Genomic DNA, 13,946 nt, shown 5'->3' with positions numbered 1-13,946 from the left:
TGTGCCGTCTTGCGGGAGCGCTGGACTTCAGGGTTGTTCTAGGTGATGGCTATTGTGGGAATCAGTGCCGGCGGGAAGACGCAGCCACCCTCGCTGCTTAAATTTTAATCAAATCTGCTGACGCCGCTGGCACTCGCCCCCCCGCGCGGCTTGTCCACAGGCTTGTCCCCTCGCGCGGTGGATAAAAGCCACCCGACACCTCCGGCCTCCCCCCTCAGCACGGCCCCGGCTTGAACTCGGTTTTCGTCGCCGGCGCCCAGCGCTTGCTGCCTACCAGGCGGCGCGTCGCGGTGGCTTCCGCATCAGCCCTCTCGGCCTGGATCCGCGCCCGCACCTCGCACCGGCCACATTCGCCGAAGCGTAGGGCCAGCTCAGGCACGAGCAACCCGTGTCTTTTTCATCTGGTTAATGGAGAAGCCCCCATGCCGTGGTCAATGTTGGACGAGCGGCGCTAGTCTCGCGCTGCAGCGGAATGTGCGGTATTGCTCATCGGTGACCTCCACAAGCGCTGCCCTCCCCTTCATGAAGGCATAGTCCCCAGAACCACCTGGTCAAGCACCCAGACCAGTCGCTCAGTGTCAGGCACCTCGCAGGGCGAGGCCACCGGCAACGCCACCCTCGCGCGGTGCCGCGCACTCCCCTGGCGCCCGGCATTGAGGCAGCGACCTTCACTTGTGATTCAGCACGCCAATGCTAGACTTAACGTTCCCCGGTTTTAGGAAGCAAGTCATGGCAACGTTCCAGCGCGACAATCTATTTATCGTCACTTCCGTAGAGGAGTTGCCGTCGGGGCGATACCGGGGATTTTTGACCTTGACCGGAGGTGCCAACACAGACAAGCGGCATACCTGCGCAAAGTGCCGAGACAATCCACTTGATGCACACACCGATGCAGATGCCGACGTTGAATACGCCTACAGGCACTATCTGTCCGACAATATTGATTGGCGGTCCGATGAAGGCAACATTGAACACTAAGCCCCACATGTTACGATCTCTCCTCGCCGAAACGGGGGGACGATGGAGCGCCAGGAACGCGTGGGGTATCACGATCTGAAGGCCTATACGCAGCTTCTTTCCACAGGGAAGTATCAGGGCTTCGTGCTGGTGAAACACCACACCCTCGCCGGCATTGTTCAAACGGTCTTTCGCGCAGGAAGATCGACTCTGGAGGAGGCTGAGGCGTTTGCGCAAGCAGAAGCCAGAATGGAACGTCTAACGGGCCTTCTCACTGGCTAAGCAATCGCCGCGAGCATCTCCGCTCCCCCTCCCTCTCGGCTGGCTGTTTCGTTTAGGTCAGCAATTTACTTAAAGCGGAGTTCGGGCCATCGTTATTCGCGGTCCAGCTTGGAGCGAGACATGCGCGCGCCAGGTCGTGAAAGGACAAGCCACCGCGAGCAAGGGCATTACGGAACTCAAGTTTGCGTTCTGGCAGAAGATGTTCACCGGGCGATTTGATGCCCAGATGTGGAATCCATGGCTCAAAACTGTTCTTCCCTACGTCGGCCAGGTAAGACCGTGCAAGCAGCGCCGAGAGAGCTTCGGAACCGGATCGCGCATCACGCAACGAACCCATCCTCGCTCAAGCGCTCGCCGCCGATCTTACGATAATCGAGGCGCTAGTTCGGCTGCGATGTCCTGTCACGGCAGCTTGGATGATCTAACACCAGGATGCTCGGTCCCTGATGGGGATCGGACCTCCTTGATTGACCACTGATGCGGTCAACGCTGGTCCCGCAAGTAACGCTTGAGCTGGCTGTAAGCGTGGTGGCAACCTTTCCAATCCGTCTTCCCACTCAGCCCAGTCGGACGCGGAACGTCATCCCATTCGCAAATGCGATGGCCCGCCGCAACGAGCCCGGCATCTCACCCTTCCCATCCCATTTCTGCCCTTCAGCGTTGCGGTGTGGGTCGTGCGGGTTTCGCCGGCCGTGGCATTTCGCGACTGCCGCTTGCTAGTTGCCGTGCCGGGACGGCAACTAGTCCCATTCCAAATCCCTTGGCCTCCCTACTTCGTACGCCTTAGACTCGCGCGCAGCATGAGATGCGGCTTGCTCAAGGAGCGGCGCGTGATCCTTCGGGACGACCAGCATTGTCAAACCCAAACCGGCTAGAGCACGGAGGACATAGTCGAGGTGAACACCCTTTCCGTTCTCTAGCTTCGACAGCATTCCCGCAGACACCCCGCACGTTCGGGCGGCCTGATCAATTGGTAGGCCTTGGGCGGCGCGAGTCGCGCGCACCCTATCCCCAAGATGGGAGCACATCTTGATCGTGGCGCGCGTTGGCAATGTTGGATCTGGCAAAGGTCGTGGCATGTGCAATACAAAGTTATGAGAGTCCCGAGAGTAGCGAACACATCGTTATTTCACGAAGGTGAAAGTATATCGGAGACCGGTTTGCTTCGTACTATGTTCAAGTACCACTGCATCAGCGGGTAGTGACATTACCGCTGGCACCTACGACGCGAACCTGATCGAGCGCGCCAGAAAGCTGCTCCGTTATTCGAACGCAATCCCGCCGAAGAATGGGTACGCCAGGTGCATTGCTCAGAAGAGACGCTAGAACCCTTCTTCCAGCCTGAGGACGCTACGCCCGCCTGCTGGGCACGAGGGGGGACCAAACGCTGCGGCACAGCCGAGCTATCACGGCGCTCTTCCTTGACACCAGCGACACGCCGAAGTGCCGCGAACGACCACGGGTGAAGATCTGCAGACCGAGTCAACCGAGGAGGCTATTCTCACCCACTTCTACCGCCTGTACGGCCGCCTAGAATCAAGAGCATCGTTGCCACGGAGAATGCTGCCCCGGCATAGAATGTGAACTCCGCACCCAGTCTGTCCCAGAGCCAACCGGCGAGCGCACTTGCAACCAGCAGGGCCAGACCACCGGCTAGATTGAACACCCCGAACGCAGTACCTCGCAGGTCTGCCGGCGCTGTGTCGGCAACCATCGTCGCCAGCAGCCCTTGCGTCATCCCCATATGTAGGCCCCAGAGAGCGACTCCACAGAGCGTAACCGCCCAATGCGAGCTAGTCGCCAACACAATATCGGCAGCAATCAGTACCACGAGCCCCCAGACCAGGAGCTTCCTATGACTGTACCTATCCGACAGTTTGCCGAACGGATATGCGGAGACGGAATACACCAGATTCATCGCCACCAGAACCAGCGGCGCCAAGAATAGCGGCAGGCCAACCTGCTGGGCACGTAGCACCAGGAAGGCCTCGCTGAATCGTGCCAGAGCAAAGACCGCACCTATGGCAATCACAAACCAATAGGCTGGATTCAGGCGCGCGAGGTTTGCACGCTTGATGGGGTTCGCTCTCCTTGTGTCTTGGTGCCCTTCGGGTTCCCGTACCCCAAACATCAGCAATGCGACCGACAAGATGCCAGGGATGACCGCCACCCAGAAGATGGCCCTGAAGTCATTGGCCCACAGCAGCATCAGAATGATGGCAATGAGGGGCCCCAGGAAGGCGCCCACAGTATCCAACGACTGCCGTAGGCCAAATGCGGCGCCGCGCAGATGAGGTGGGGCAATGTCTGCAACCAGCGCATCGCGTGGCGCGCCGCGAATGCCCTTGCCCACCCGGTCGGTGAGACGCGCAGCCAGGACGGTACCCATGCCTGGCGCCAGCGCAAAGAGTGGCTTCGACAACGCGCCGAGAGCGTAGCCAAAAACCGCTAGGCCTTTGCGCTTTCCCAGATAGTCACTCAACGCGCCGGAAAACACCTTGACAATCAACGCGGTCGCCTCAGCAACACCTTCTATTAACCCAACGGCCAGCGCGCTGGCGCCGAGGGTGGTCACCATAAAAACTGGCAGCAAGCTGTGGATTATTTCGGAGGAAATGTCCATCAGCAAGCTGACGAAGCCCAGCATCCAGATTCCCGTTGGAATCTGGCTCAAGGTGCGAGCGGAGACGGTCATTGTCAATCCCCTGCTTGGGAGAAGAACTGTGCTGTCATTGAATTCGGTGTTGTTATCACACGCGCGACGAGCACATGTTATGTGCGCGGAATTTGGCGAAGGCGCAAGCTCGCCTTCAATCGCTTGCGAGGGGTTGTGTGTACATGAATAGCAAGCCTGTCTTGCCGGCCGACGCGATGGTATGCAGCCTGACTTGGCCACGGAGTCTTGCCGCCGCACTCCGGACAATAGCCAGCCCAAGCCCACTCCCCGGCTGTCCCGACCCGACAACCCGATAGAATGCGTCAAACACGCGGGGAAGTTCCTCGTGGGGGATGCCCGGCCCGGAGTCCTCCACTTCAAACACGGCAGCGTTGCCCTCTCGATACAGTCGTACATCAACCTTTCCACCGGGTGGTGTGTACAGGACGGCGTTGTCGATGGCATTGCGAACCAGCGCGCGAAAGTCCTCTTGATTCCCTTGAATCGTCAGGAGCTCGCCCACATCCAAACCAAGGTCAATATCCTTGGAATCTGCGAACGGAAATATCTCCCCAAGAACGTCGATGACCACGGCCTTGGCGTCGATGGCGTGACTGACCGTTGGCGGGCCTGCCTCGCGCTCGGCCAGCATCAACAATTGTTCGACCAGGGAGCGCATGCGTGAGATGCTCTTCCCCAGAGGCGCGAGGCGAGCCAGGACCGCTTCGCTGCTGCCCTCCACAGTCATCGCGTTCTCGAGCTGCAGCGTCATCGCAGTCACCGGCGAGCGCAGTTCGTGCGCCGCATCGGCGACAAATTGGCGTTGCTGCGAAATGGCCGACTGCAGCCGCCCAAGCAGCCGGTTCGTCGAACTGACGAACGGCAGGATTTCCGACGGTGCCCCCTGCGCGACGAGTGGCGCCAAATCCGTGTCACCCCTCCTGTCGACCTCTGCAGAGAGCTGCTGCACCTTTCGTAGCAGAATTCGGATAAGAATTCCGGCCAACATTATCAGGATAGGTATCACGGCCAGCAGCGGAATCAGAGTGCGCAGCGCACTGTCACGCGCAATCTCGTCTCGCGCCGACGTTCGCTGCGCTACGGCCAGGCCGTATTCCGCACTCATCGGCCTGATGTAGATGCGCCACGATTCCCCGTGCGAATCAATGGTGTGCAGACCGTCGGATAGTTCGCCAGGCAAGGTCAGCGTTAGGTCTGGTGTGGCCAATCGGGTGGCTAGCTTGGATACTTTCAGCACCCAGATTCGCATCTCGGGCTCATCGGCCTGCTTAAATCCGCCTTGCGAAGACAGGACCTTGGCATCGCCTGGCGAGACTAGCCAGGCTATCTCCCTGAGCTCGTCATCCTGCAGGTCGCGCGCCTCCTCAAAGGCGAACCAGAACGACGCCGCCGCTGCCACGAGCCCAATGACCAGAATCGTGCCGCAGATGGAGACGGACAACATCCATAGAAGCGACCGGTTCACTCCGCCTTTGGCACCATCCATCCCACCCCCCTGATATTCTTGATGACACCCGCGTCAAGCTTCTTCCTGACCCCATGGAGGAGGAACTCGACGGCGTTGCTTTCGACTTCCTCGTTCCAACCGTAGATGCGCTCTTCGAGCTCATTGCGGGAGAGGATGACTCCTGGCCGGAGCAGAAATTCGCGCAAGAGCGCAAATTCGCGAGCCGATAGCTGACGTTGGATTCCCTGGTACCAGACCTCGTGACTGGCTTGGTCCAGCGAGAGCGCGCCATTTCGAAGGACTGAGGAAACCTCTTGGCCTTGCCGCCGCGTGAGCGCGCGGAGCCGGGCCAGCAACTCCCCGACATGAAACGGTTTCACCAGATAGTCATCCGCGCCGAGGTCCAAGCCAGCAATGCAGTCTTCTACCGCGCTGCGCGCCGTGATAACGAGGACCGGCACGGCATTTCCCTGGCTTCGTGCCTCGCGTAGTACCGCGAGGCCATCTTTTCCGGGAAGCCCCAGTGCCAGCAGAACCAGCTCGTAGCGCTGAGCGAATAGAGCTGTAGCGGCCTGGCAGCCATCCGTCGTCCAGTCCACCGCATAGCCCGCGTCTCGAAGAGTCTGGCAAATGGCCTCTCCGATGAGTGGGTCATCCTCCACCAGTAGCGTTCGCATCCGCTCCCCATTTTCGGTTGCTTGTCCATGCATGCCCGTGCGCAGCGTGTCAGTGGAGACTTAGCGGAGACTTAGCGGCAATTGCCGCATAAGTCACTTCGACTTGAATCTGCTAAGTCCCCGCTAATTTTCGCTGCCTATCCTCGCCCCCGCCTGTTGCCAATCACTATCCCCAGACCAACAGCCGTTCGCCCCATCGGGGTCTGAATTGGACTGCGGAATCGACTAGCGGAGCCGAGGAATGAATGTCGCAAATGCCACGCTGACGGCAAGACCGGGCTGGATGCCCCGGATTCTAGCCTCGTCTCGGGCATGGCTCCTCCTTGTCTGCTGCGCGACCCTATCAGCTTGCGCGTTCGACCACTATGACGCGCGCCCAATCTCTGCCAGCTCGATTGCCGACACGATTAACGAGCGTTCGCTTGCCTCGGCGGACTTGCGCGACTTCATTGAGCGGCATGCCATGCGCGCAAGCCCAGACTGGCCACCACCCCGCTGGAACCTAGATACCCTAACCCTTGCAGCCCTTTACTACAACGCGGACCTGGACACCGCGCGTGCCAGACTGGCGACCACCGAAGCCAGCATAAAGACCGCCGCGCAGCGCCCGAATCCGTCCCTGCAGTTGCCGTTTCAACGCACCCTGAATCCCAAGGGCGGAGACTCGCCATGGACACTCGGTATTGCGCTAGACATCCCGATTCAGACTGCCGGCAAGCGCGGCTACCGCATTGACCAGGCTACCCATTTCGCCAATGCGGCGCGCCTGGATGTCGCCAATGTTGCCTGGAGCGTGCGAAGCCAGCTACGGACACAGCTATTGAATCTGTGGTTTGCTAATGCGCGGACGGAGCTACTCAAGCAGCAGTTGGAGCTAGACCAACGCATGAATACGATGCTGGAGAAACGCGTCCTCCTCGGCGACGCTTCGGCATGGGAGCTGAATCAGCAGCGCCTGGCTCTCATCCAGGCTCAGGCGGACTTGCTGAATGCGCAGCGCCAGACCTCAGCCGCCAGAGTCCTGATTGCCAATGTGCTTGGGCTACGGTCCGGCGCGCTCGATGGCCTGGATCTTGACCTGACGGATTTCGGACGACCTTATGCCTCGCTTCCGGCCCCGGAAATCCGGCTACAGGCCTTGTTGAATCGGGCCGATGTGCTGTCTGGCCTGGCGCAATACGAAGCCAGTCAAGCCGCGTTGCAGTTGGAGGTCGCCAAGCAATATCCGGACATTCATCTTGGCCCGGGCTATACCTTTGACCAGGGCTTGCACAAGCTTGGCTTCGACTTTACCAATCTCGTGCTGCCAATCTTCAATCGCAACGAAGGGCCAATCGCAGAGGCACGGGCCCGGCGACTGGAAGCGGAAGCCCAGGTCAGGCAGCTCGAAGCCCAGGCACTGGGTGAAACCGATGGCGCCATCACCGCGTATCAAGCCACGCAAAGCATCGTGAAACGGAATGAGGAGCAGGTCAGCATGCAAGGCCGCCAGTTCCTGGCAGCCCGACGTTCCTTTGAAGTGGGACAAACCGACCGGATGGCGTTGACGCTTGCCGAACGGACCGAGCTTGCGGCGCGACTTGCGCTGCAAGATGCCGAATTCCAGATGCAGCGGGCCATCGGTCGGCTGGAAGATGCCATCCAGCGCCCACTCTCCGACCCCGATGCGGGCGCCAATCCGAACAACTGGGTCAAATGACTATGAAAAGAAAAACGATACTCAAGGGCATCCTGCTCTTGTCGCCAGCGATTCTGGCCGCGCTCGTGCTTGGCGGATTCCTGCTGAGCAAGGGCGAGCAGGACAAGGAAGCCGAACGCGAGGCGCCGGTCTCAAGCTCGGTCCGCATCACAGTGGCGGATGGCTTCACTACGCTGATGGTCGACGCCGCCATGCAAGCGCGCAGCGGCTTCCAGGTGGATGCGCTGGCGCCCGCAAGCGCTACGACCGGCCCCGCCGCCTATGGCATCGTTCTCGACCTGCAACCCATCGTCGAACTGGCGAGCCGCTATGCCTCCGGCGTTGCGGACCTGAACGCCACCCAAGCTGCGCTCGACGCGTCGCGCGCAGACTATGAGCGACTCCAGACCCTCAACGCCGACGCGAGCAATGTGTCGCTCAAGACAGTGCAAGCAGCGCGCGCAGTGCTTGCTTCGGCGACGGCAAAGGTCAATGCGGCACGCGTGGGCGTCGCCGCCATTGCCAGCGCGGCCAGGCAACAGTTCGGACCGGCTCTATCGACCTGGGCGTCGACACCGGAATCTCCTGAGCTTGTCCCCTTCGTGGCACGTCGCCAAGTGTTGCTGCGGGTCGTCCTGCCGGCCGAGCTGTCCGCCCCCGCACTCCTGAAGGTGACGACGGATGGTATCCCCGCGTTCGACGCTCGCCTGATTTCGCCGTCGCCCCAGGTCGACCCCGGCATCCTGGGACAAGCCTACTTCTATCGCGCCGCGGTACCCCTGGCCACCGGCACGCGCGTAACCGCCCACGTCGCCGTTCCCTCGGGACAAGACAGCGGCCTGCTGGTGCCCGCCGGCGCCATCGTCTGGTATGGCGGTCAGCCCTGGGCCTACGTCCAGTCCGACAACACACACTTCCAGCGCCGGCCAGTCAACCCGCGCACGCCTCGGGATGGGGACTTCGTCGTCACTGAAGGATTCAAGCCCGCCGAACGGGTCGTGGTGCGGGGCGCACAACTTTTGCTTTCCGAAGAATCCCGAGCGCAGCTGGCCAGCCAGCAAGGCAACGACGCACGCTGACCTGACATGCTGACTTCCATTGTTGATTTCTCTGTCCGCCTGCGCGGCGTCATCTTTGCGCTCGCCTGCCTGCTGCTCGGCTACGGCACCTATGCTTTGTTCCAGAGCAAGCTCGACGTCTTTCCGGAATTCACACCGCCCCTTGTTACCGTCCAGACTGAAGCCCCTGGGCTCTCCGCAGAGCAGGTCGAACTGCTGGTCACACAGCGCGTGGAGAACGCCTTGGGCGGCTCTATTGGGCTCGAATCCATGCGGTCCCAGTCGATACAGGGGGTATCGGTCGTTACCCTGACGTTCAATGGCCAGACTGATATCCGCCGCGCCCGGCAGTTGGTGGCAGAGCAGTTGGCGACCCTCACGGGCGAACTGCCAGCGGGAGTACGCGCGCCGAAGATGACACCACTGAGCTCGGCGACCAGCATTGTGCTTGGGATAGGGCTGACGTCGGACACACGTTCGCCGATGGACCTGCGCACGTTCGCCGAATGGACGCTAAAACCCCGGCTGTTGAGTCGCGCCGGGGTCTCGGACGTGAGCATCTATGGCGGCGAAATCAAGCAATACCAGGTCCAGGTCGACCCGCAAAAGCTGGTTCGCCTTGGCCTATCGCTGCACGACGTGGTCAGCGCGACGCAACGCGCAACAGGCATCCGTGGTGCGGGCGTGCTCGAAACCCCGAACCAGCGCATCGTGCTCAACACCGTCGGCCAGACCACGACCGCCGAGCAGTTGGGCCAGGTTGTCCTGCTACAGAAGAACGGCGCCTTGGTCCGGCTCGCGGATGTCGGCAAGGTCGTACTTGGCCAGGAATTGCCGGTCAGCGGCGCCAACGTCCAGGGCAAGCCGGGCGTCGTGCTGATGGTCAGCAACCAGTACGGCGCGGATACCGTGTCGGTGACCCGGAACGTCGAGGCAGCGCTGGCAGCCTTGCAGCCAATGCTGGCGGCCAATGGTATCCAGCTGCACGCTGACATCTTCAGGCCCGCCAATTTCGTCGTCGCCTCGACCGACCACTTGCGCACGGCGCTGGTTGTGGGGGCGGCGCTGGTGGTCATCGTCCTATTCCTCTTTCTCTTCAACGTACGCACCGCCTTCATCTCAGCCACCGCCATCCCGCTCTCGCTGCTGGCCGCCGTCATGGTATTGCATCACTTTGGCGTCGCGCTGAATACGATGACCCTGGGCGGCTTGGCCATCGCACTTGGCGAGGTGGTGGACGATGCCATCATCGACGTCGAGAACATTTACCGTCGCCTGCGCGAAAACCGCCTCTTAGCGATGCCGCTGCCCGCCATCACGGTGGTTGTCAAGGCATCCACCGAGGTGCGAAGCGCCGTGATATATGCAACATTTACCGTCGCCGCAGTCTTCCTGCCGGTGCTGAGCTTGTCCGGCGTTGCCGGCAAACTGTTCGCGCCACTGGGGATGGCCTATATCCTGGCCATCATGTCGTCGCTGGTGGTCGCACTCACGCTGACCCCGGCGCTGTGTTATGCATTGCTGGCCAACCGTACCAGCGACGCGGAGGAGCCCCGCGTCTACCAGTGGCTCAAGGCCCGTTACGCAGCCATCCTCAGCCATGTTGAGCAGCACTGGATTGCCGTCGTCGTGGCATTTGCCAGCCTGGTGCTGGCGACCCTGGCAACGCTACCCTTCTTCAGCACGGCGTTCCTGCCGGAGCTGCGCGAAGGGCATTTCATCGCCCACATGCAGGCGGCACCGGGCACGTCATTGCAAGAATCTCTGCGTATTGGCGAGCGCGTCAGCCACGCGCTACTGGAGGTGCCAAATATACGGAGCGTGGCGCAACGGGTTGGCCGGACAGCGCGCGGCATCGATGTCTTCGGCCCGCAATATAGTGAGTTCGAAATTGATCTCAAGCCTGGCCTGGATGCGGAGGCGCAGGAACAGACGCTGGGCGATTTGCGGGCCAAAATGGCGGGCTTTCCCGGCTTGACCTTCGCCACCGAAACCTTCCTGACCGAACGGGTCCAGGAAACCATTTCCGGGTACACGGCACCGGTCATCGTCAACGTGTTCGGCAGCGACCTCGATATCCTGGACGGCCTGGCGCGGCAGGTGTCGCGAACGCTCAGCGCGGTTCCGGGCGCGGCTGGGGTGACGGTGCAGTCGCCACCCGCAATCCCCCAGTTGACCATCCGTCTGCGGCAGGACCAGTTGACTCGCTGGGGCTTTGCACCACTGGACGTCATGGAGGCCATCCAGACCGCATACCAGAGCGCCGAAGTCGCCCAAGTCTATGAGGCAAACGCCGTGTTCAATGTGGCGGTGGTACTCGCCAGCGCATCGCGTCGCAGTCCGGCTCAGGTGGGCGAGTTGCCGCTGCGCAATGGCGATGGCGTCCTGGTGCCGCTAAGCCGCCTTGCGGACATTGCCCAAACGACAGGCCGTTACCTCATTCTGCACGATGGCGGGCAGCGGTTGCAGACCGTGACCGCGCACCTCAACGGCACTTCGCTCGGTCAGTTCTCCCGTGAGGCCCAGCGACGTATTGCCGCTGACGTGAAGTTTCCGAAAGGCTATTACTTCGCCCTATCGGGCGAGGCGCAGGCCCAGGCGCAAGCACAGCGAGACTTGTTAGTCTATTTCGCTATTGCGGCCACGGGCATCGGCCTACTTGTCTATCTGGCACTGCGCAGTTGGCGCGGCCTGGTCCTGGTCATGGCAAACCTGCCGTTCGCACTGGTAGGCGGCGCGCTTACTGTATTTGCCACGGGCGGACTGCTTTCGCTGGGGTCGATGGTCGGTTTTGTAACCCTGTTCGGCATCACGTTGCGCAACTCCATCATGCTCATCTCCCACTACGAGCACCTGGTCCAAGTCGAAGGCCGCGCCTGGAACCTGGAGACGGCAACCCTGGGAGCGACTGAGCGGCTGGCCCCCATTTTGATGACAGCGCTCGTTACCGGGCTGGGCCTGTTGCCACTGGCGCTCCAGTCCGGCGAGCCGGGCAACGAGGTGGAGGGGCCGATGGCGATTGTTATTCTGGGCGGCCTTTTCACCTCGACCGTGCTGAATCTGCTCATATTGCCGACCCTGGCGCTACGCTTCGGCCAGTTTGACCGTAGCAGGCACAGCGACTTAGGTCGTTGATTTGCGGGGGGAGCCATTCCTATATGGCGGCCACGGACATCCCAGCTATTTCTTGAGATTGCTGCGTATGCAGTTGCGGCCACATCAACGTCCGACACGTCACCCCCCCGTTACAGGCCGTAACGCCTGTATAAGTTCACAAATACGCGCCCCCCTATTGGCGGCATAGAGTAGCAATAGAAACATCGGGAGCATCATCATGCGAAAAGCCCTGGCAATTTGCGTACTGGCTGCGGGCGCTGCTCTTACCTCCGGCATCGCTGCGGCACGCGTGGATGTGGGTATCGGGATTGGCCTTCCCGGGCCTGTGTTCGTGGCTCCACCGCCTCCCGCTTACTACGAGCCTCCCCCGGTTTACTACCAGCCGGCCCCTGTTTATGTCGAACCGCAGCCGATTATTGTTGCGCCCGGCTATTACGGCGATTGGCGCGCTCGTGCCTGGCAAGAGCGGCAGTGGCGAGAAAGGCGCTGGCGCGAGCGTGAGTGGCGCATCCACCACCGGGAGTGGCGTCGCTGGCATGATGATGAAGATGATTGAGCCAAGCGCAAGTGTGCGCTCCGATGACGCGAGTTAACAATCAAACATCATCCGAAGGACAGGATGCGTCCGTAAAATTGCGGCCACGAAAAGCCGGGAGATGGCAGGAATGAAGCACCGCGCAATCGGTAGGGTCCTTGTGGGCACGCTGTTCTGCGTCGCCTCGTCGGCCTTTGCCGCAGCCAATGTCGATATTGGCGTTGGCGCTCCTGGCGTCGTTCATGCGGAACCCACCCCTGTCTATGTTGCGCCCCGACCTGTCTATGTTGTTGTACCAAGTTCATGCTACTCACCATATAGGGGTGCAAGCGAACAACGGGAGGAATACTGGCGTGAACGGACATGGCGCGAACAGGAGGAGCATAGCGACCAAAGCCATCGCAGCCGTGAGGAACACAACCAACACGGGCACGAAGGCTGACACGGCCCTTCAATCGAAAGAGCTCTCGAAATTTTAGCCATAATCTTACTGTGTCATAAAAATGAGTGCATTATATGTACTTCTTCATTCGAAGTGGAGAGTGCATGAGCACGAGCGACCGATTTGCGCAGTACATGAACTACTTGGCTGAGGGATTGGGACATGCGGATCGCCGGGCCGGCTTAGAGAGCTACTGCACTGGGCTGATGCTGCCGCTGTCGCGCAAAAGCGTCGAGCCAATGGCGGCACGGGTTGACCCTCTGCATGCCAGTGCCCGACATCAGTCACTGCACCACTTTGTTTCCAAATCCGAGTGGTTGGATATGGCATTGCTGGGGCGTGTCCGGGATTGGGTTCAGCCCTTCCTGGAAGCACCAAGCGGTCGCTATTGGATCATTGACGACACGGGCTTTCCGAAAAAAGGCAAACATTCAGTGGGTGTGGCGTGCCAGTATTGCGGCCAGCTCGGAAAACAGGACAACTGCCAGGTTGCAGTCAGCCTTTCGCTGGCCACAGAGCAAGGCAGCCTTCCGATTGCTTATCAGCTTTATCTCCCCAAGGAATGGGCCGACGATGCGACTCGCCGCCAGAAAGCCGGCGTGCCAGACGATATCGCGTTCGCCACCAAGCCGGAGATTGCCCTGGCGCAAGTTCGCGAGGCGATCGCAGCCGGCGTGCCCGCCGGAATCGTCCTAGCCGACGCAGCGTACGGCGATGAAACCGGCTTTCGCGAAAGCCTGACCGAGTTGGGTCTGCTCTACGCGGTTGGGATTCGCTCCATGACGACCGTCTGGCCGCAGGGCGTCTCGCCACTGCCGGCCAAACCGGCAAGCGGTCGAGGCAGGCCACCGAAGTTGCTGCGTCGCGCGCCGGGCCATGAGCCCATTTCGGTGAAGACGCTGGCGATGGCTTTACCCGCGATTGCTTACCAAGTGGTGACTTGGCGGGAAGGCACAAATATGGCCCTTTCATCGCGATTTGCAGCCGTGCGCGTTCGTCCGGCCCATCGGGACTATTGGCGCAGTTCCTTGCGCGATGAAGAGTGGTTGCTAGTCGAGTGGCCCGAAGGCGAACCA

The 13,946-nt window shown here is 60.8% G+C and carries 11 protein-coding genes; 7 read left to right on the top strand and 4 right to left on the bottom strand.

Annotated features, from left to right (window positions below):
- Positions 1-729: 729 nt before the first annotated feature.
- Together AC07XB_RS36750 and AC07XB_RS36745 are read left to right on the top strand one after the other, a co-directional pair.
- Positions 730-978, top strand: coding sequence for a hypothetical protein (locus tag AC07XB_RS36750; protein WP_492832647.1), 249 nt, complete (start codon positions 730-732; stop codon positions 976-978).
- Positions 979-1,020: 42 nt separating this feature from the next.
- Positions 1,021-1,239, top strand: a complete 219-nt coding sequence (locus tag AC07XB_RS36745) for a hypothetical protein (protein ID WP_492832649.1) — start codon at positions 1,021-1,023, stop codon at positions 1,237-1,239.
- A 740-nt stretch (positions 1,240-1,979) separates the two neighbouring features.
- On the opposite strand, the gene AC07XB_RS36740 is transcribed toward AC07XB_RS36745, so the two are convergent.
- The 4 genes from AC07XB_RS36740 to AC07XB_RS36725 form a co-directional block, all read right to left on the bottom strand.
- Positions 1,980-2,267, bottom strand: a complete 288-nt coding sequence (locus tag AC07XB_RS36740; protein ID WP_494752832.1) for a helix-turn-helix domain-containing protein — start codon at positions 2,265-2,267, stop codon at positions 1,980-1,982.
- Positions 2,268-2,740: 473 nt separating this feature from the next.
- Positions 2,741-3,934 (bottom strand): MFS transporter, encoded by a 1,194-nt coding sequence (locus tag AC07XB_RS36735; RefSeq protein ID WP_492832653.1) that lies wholly within the window; start codon positions 3,932-3,934, stop codon positions 2,741-2,743.
- A 115-nt stretch (positions 3,935-4,049) separates the two neighbouring features.
- Positions 4,050-5,402 carry an ATP-binding protein gene (locus AC07XB_RS36730; RefSeq protein WP_492832655.1) on the bottom strand — a complete coding sequence of 451 codons (1,353 nt, stop codon included), beginning with the start codon at positions 5,400-5,402 and terminating at the stop codon, positions 4,050-4,052.
- Positions 5,378-6,040: a response regulator transcription factor gene (locus AC07XB_RS36725; RefSeq protein ID WP_492832657.1), complete on the bottom strand. Its 663-nt coding sequence runs from the start codon at positions 6,038-6,040 to the stop codon at positions 5,378-5,380. The genes AC07XB_RS36730 and AC07XB_RS36725 overlap by 25 nt, the downstream gene beginning before the upstream one ends.
- A gap of 241 nt (positions 6,041-6,281) precedes the next feature.
- Between AC07XB_RS36725 and AC07XB_RS36720 the strand changes: the two genes are divergently transcribed.
- From AC07XB_RS36720 to AC07XB_RS36700, 5 genes are all read left to right on the top strand, one after another.
- Entirely contained in the window at positions 6,282-7,739 is a 1,458-nt protein-coding gene (locus AC07XB_RS36720; RefSeq protein ID WP_492832659.1) for a TolC family protein, read from the top strand.
- A 2-nt stretch (positions 7,740-7,741) separates the two neighbouring features.
- Positions 7,742-8,797: an efflux RND transporter periplasmic adaptor subunit gene (locus AC07XB_RS36715; RefSeq protein ID WP_492832660.1), complete on the top strand. Its 1,056-nt coding sequence runs from the start codon at positions 7,742-7,744 to the stop codon at positions 8,795-8,797.
- A gap of 6 nt (positions 8,798-8,803) precedes the next feature.
- Complete coding sequence (locus tag AC07XB_RS36710) at positions 8,804-11,911, top strand: efflux RND transporter permease subunit (protein ID WP_492832662.1); 3,108 nt, start codon at positions 8,804-8,806, stop codon at positions 11,909-11,911.
- Between the two features lie 199 nt (positions 11,912-12,110).
- A complete protein-coding gene (locus tag AC07XB_RS36705) occupies positions 12,111-12,449 on the top strand; it encodes a hypothetical protein (RefSeq protein ID WP_492832664.1) in 339 nt (112 codons plus the stop codon).
- A 525-nt stretch (positions 12,450-12,974) separates the two neighbouring features.
- The coding region (locus AC07XB_RS36700) for an IS701 family transposase (protein WP_494752828.1) at positions 12,975-13,946 on the top strand (972 nt) is incomplete at its 3' end.

It is taken from the genome of Cupriavidus sp. GW821-FHT02F09 (assembly GCF_059421605.1).
This window is presented reverse-complemented; position numbering and strand designations above follow the sequence as displayed.

Coding starts and splice junctions, on each gene's coding strand:
- AC07XB_RS36705 (WP_492832664.1), top strand. CDS start 12,111: ATGCGAAAAGCCCTGGCAATTTGCGTACTGGCTGCGGGCGCTGCTCTT.
- AC07XB_RS36735 (WP_492832653.1), bottom strand. CDS start 3,934: ATGACCGTCTCCGCTCGCACCTTGAGCCAGATTCCAACGGGAATCTGG.
- AC07XB_RS36740 (WP_494752832.1), bottom strand. CDS start 2,267: ATGTGCTCCCATCTTGGGGATAGGGTGCGCGCGACTCGCGCCGCCCAA.
- AC07XB_RS36720 (WP_492832659.1), top strand. CDS start 6,282: ATGAATGTCGCAAATGCCACGCTGACGGCAAGACCGGGCTGGATGCCC.
- AC07XB_RS36715 (WP_492832660.1), top strand. CDS start 7,742: ATGAAAAGAAAAACGATACTCAAGGGCATCCTGCTCTTGTCGCCAGCG.
- AC07XB_RS36750 (WP_492832647.1), top strand. CDS start 730: ATGGCAACGTTCCAGCGCGACAATCTATTTATCGTCACTTCCGTAGAG.
- AC07XB_RS36745 (WP_492832649.1), top strand. CDS start 1,021: ATGGAGCGCCAGGAACGCGTGGGGTATCACGATCTGAAGGCCTATACG.
- AC07XB_RS36730 (WP_492832655.1), bottom strand. CDS start 5,402: ATGGATGGTGCCAAAGGCGGAGTGAACCGGTCGCTTCTATGGATGTTG.
- AC07XB_RS36725 (WP_492832657.1), bottom strand. CDS start 6,040: ATGCGAACGCTACTGGTGGAGGATGACCCACTCATCGGAGAGGCCATT.
- AC07XB_RS36710 (WP_492832662.1), top strand. CDS start 8,804: ATGCTGACTTCCATTGTTGATTTCTCTGTCCGCCTGCGCGGCGTCATC.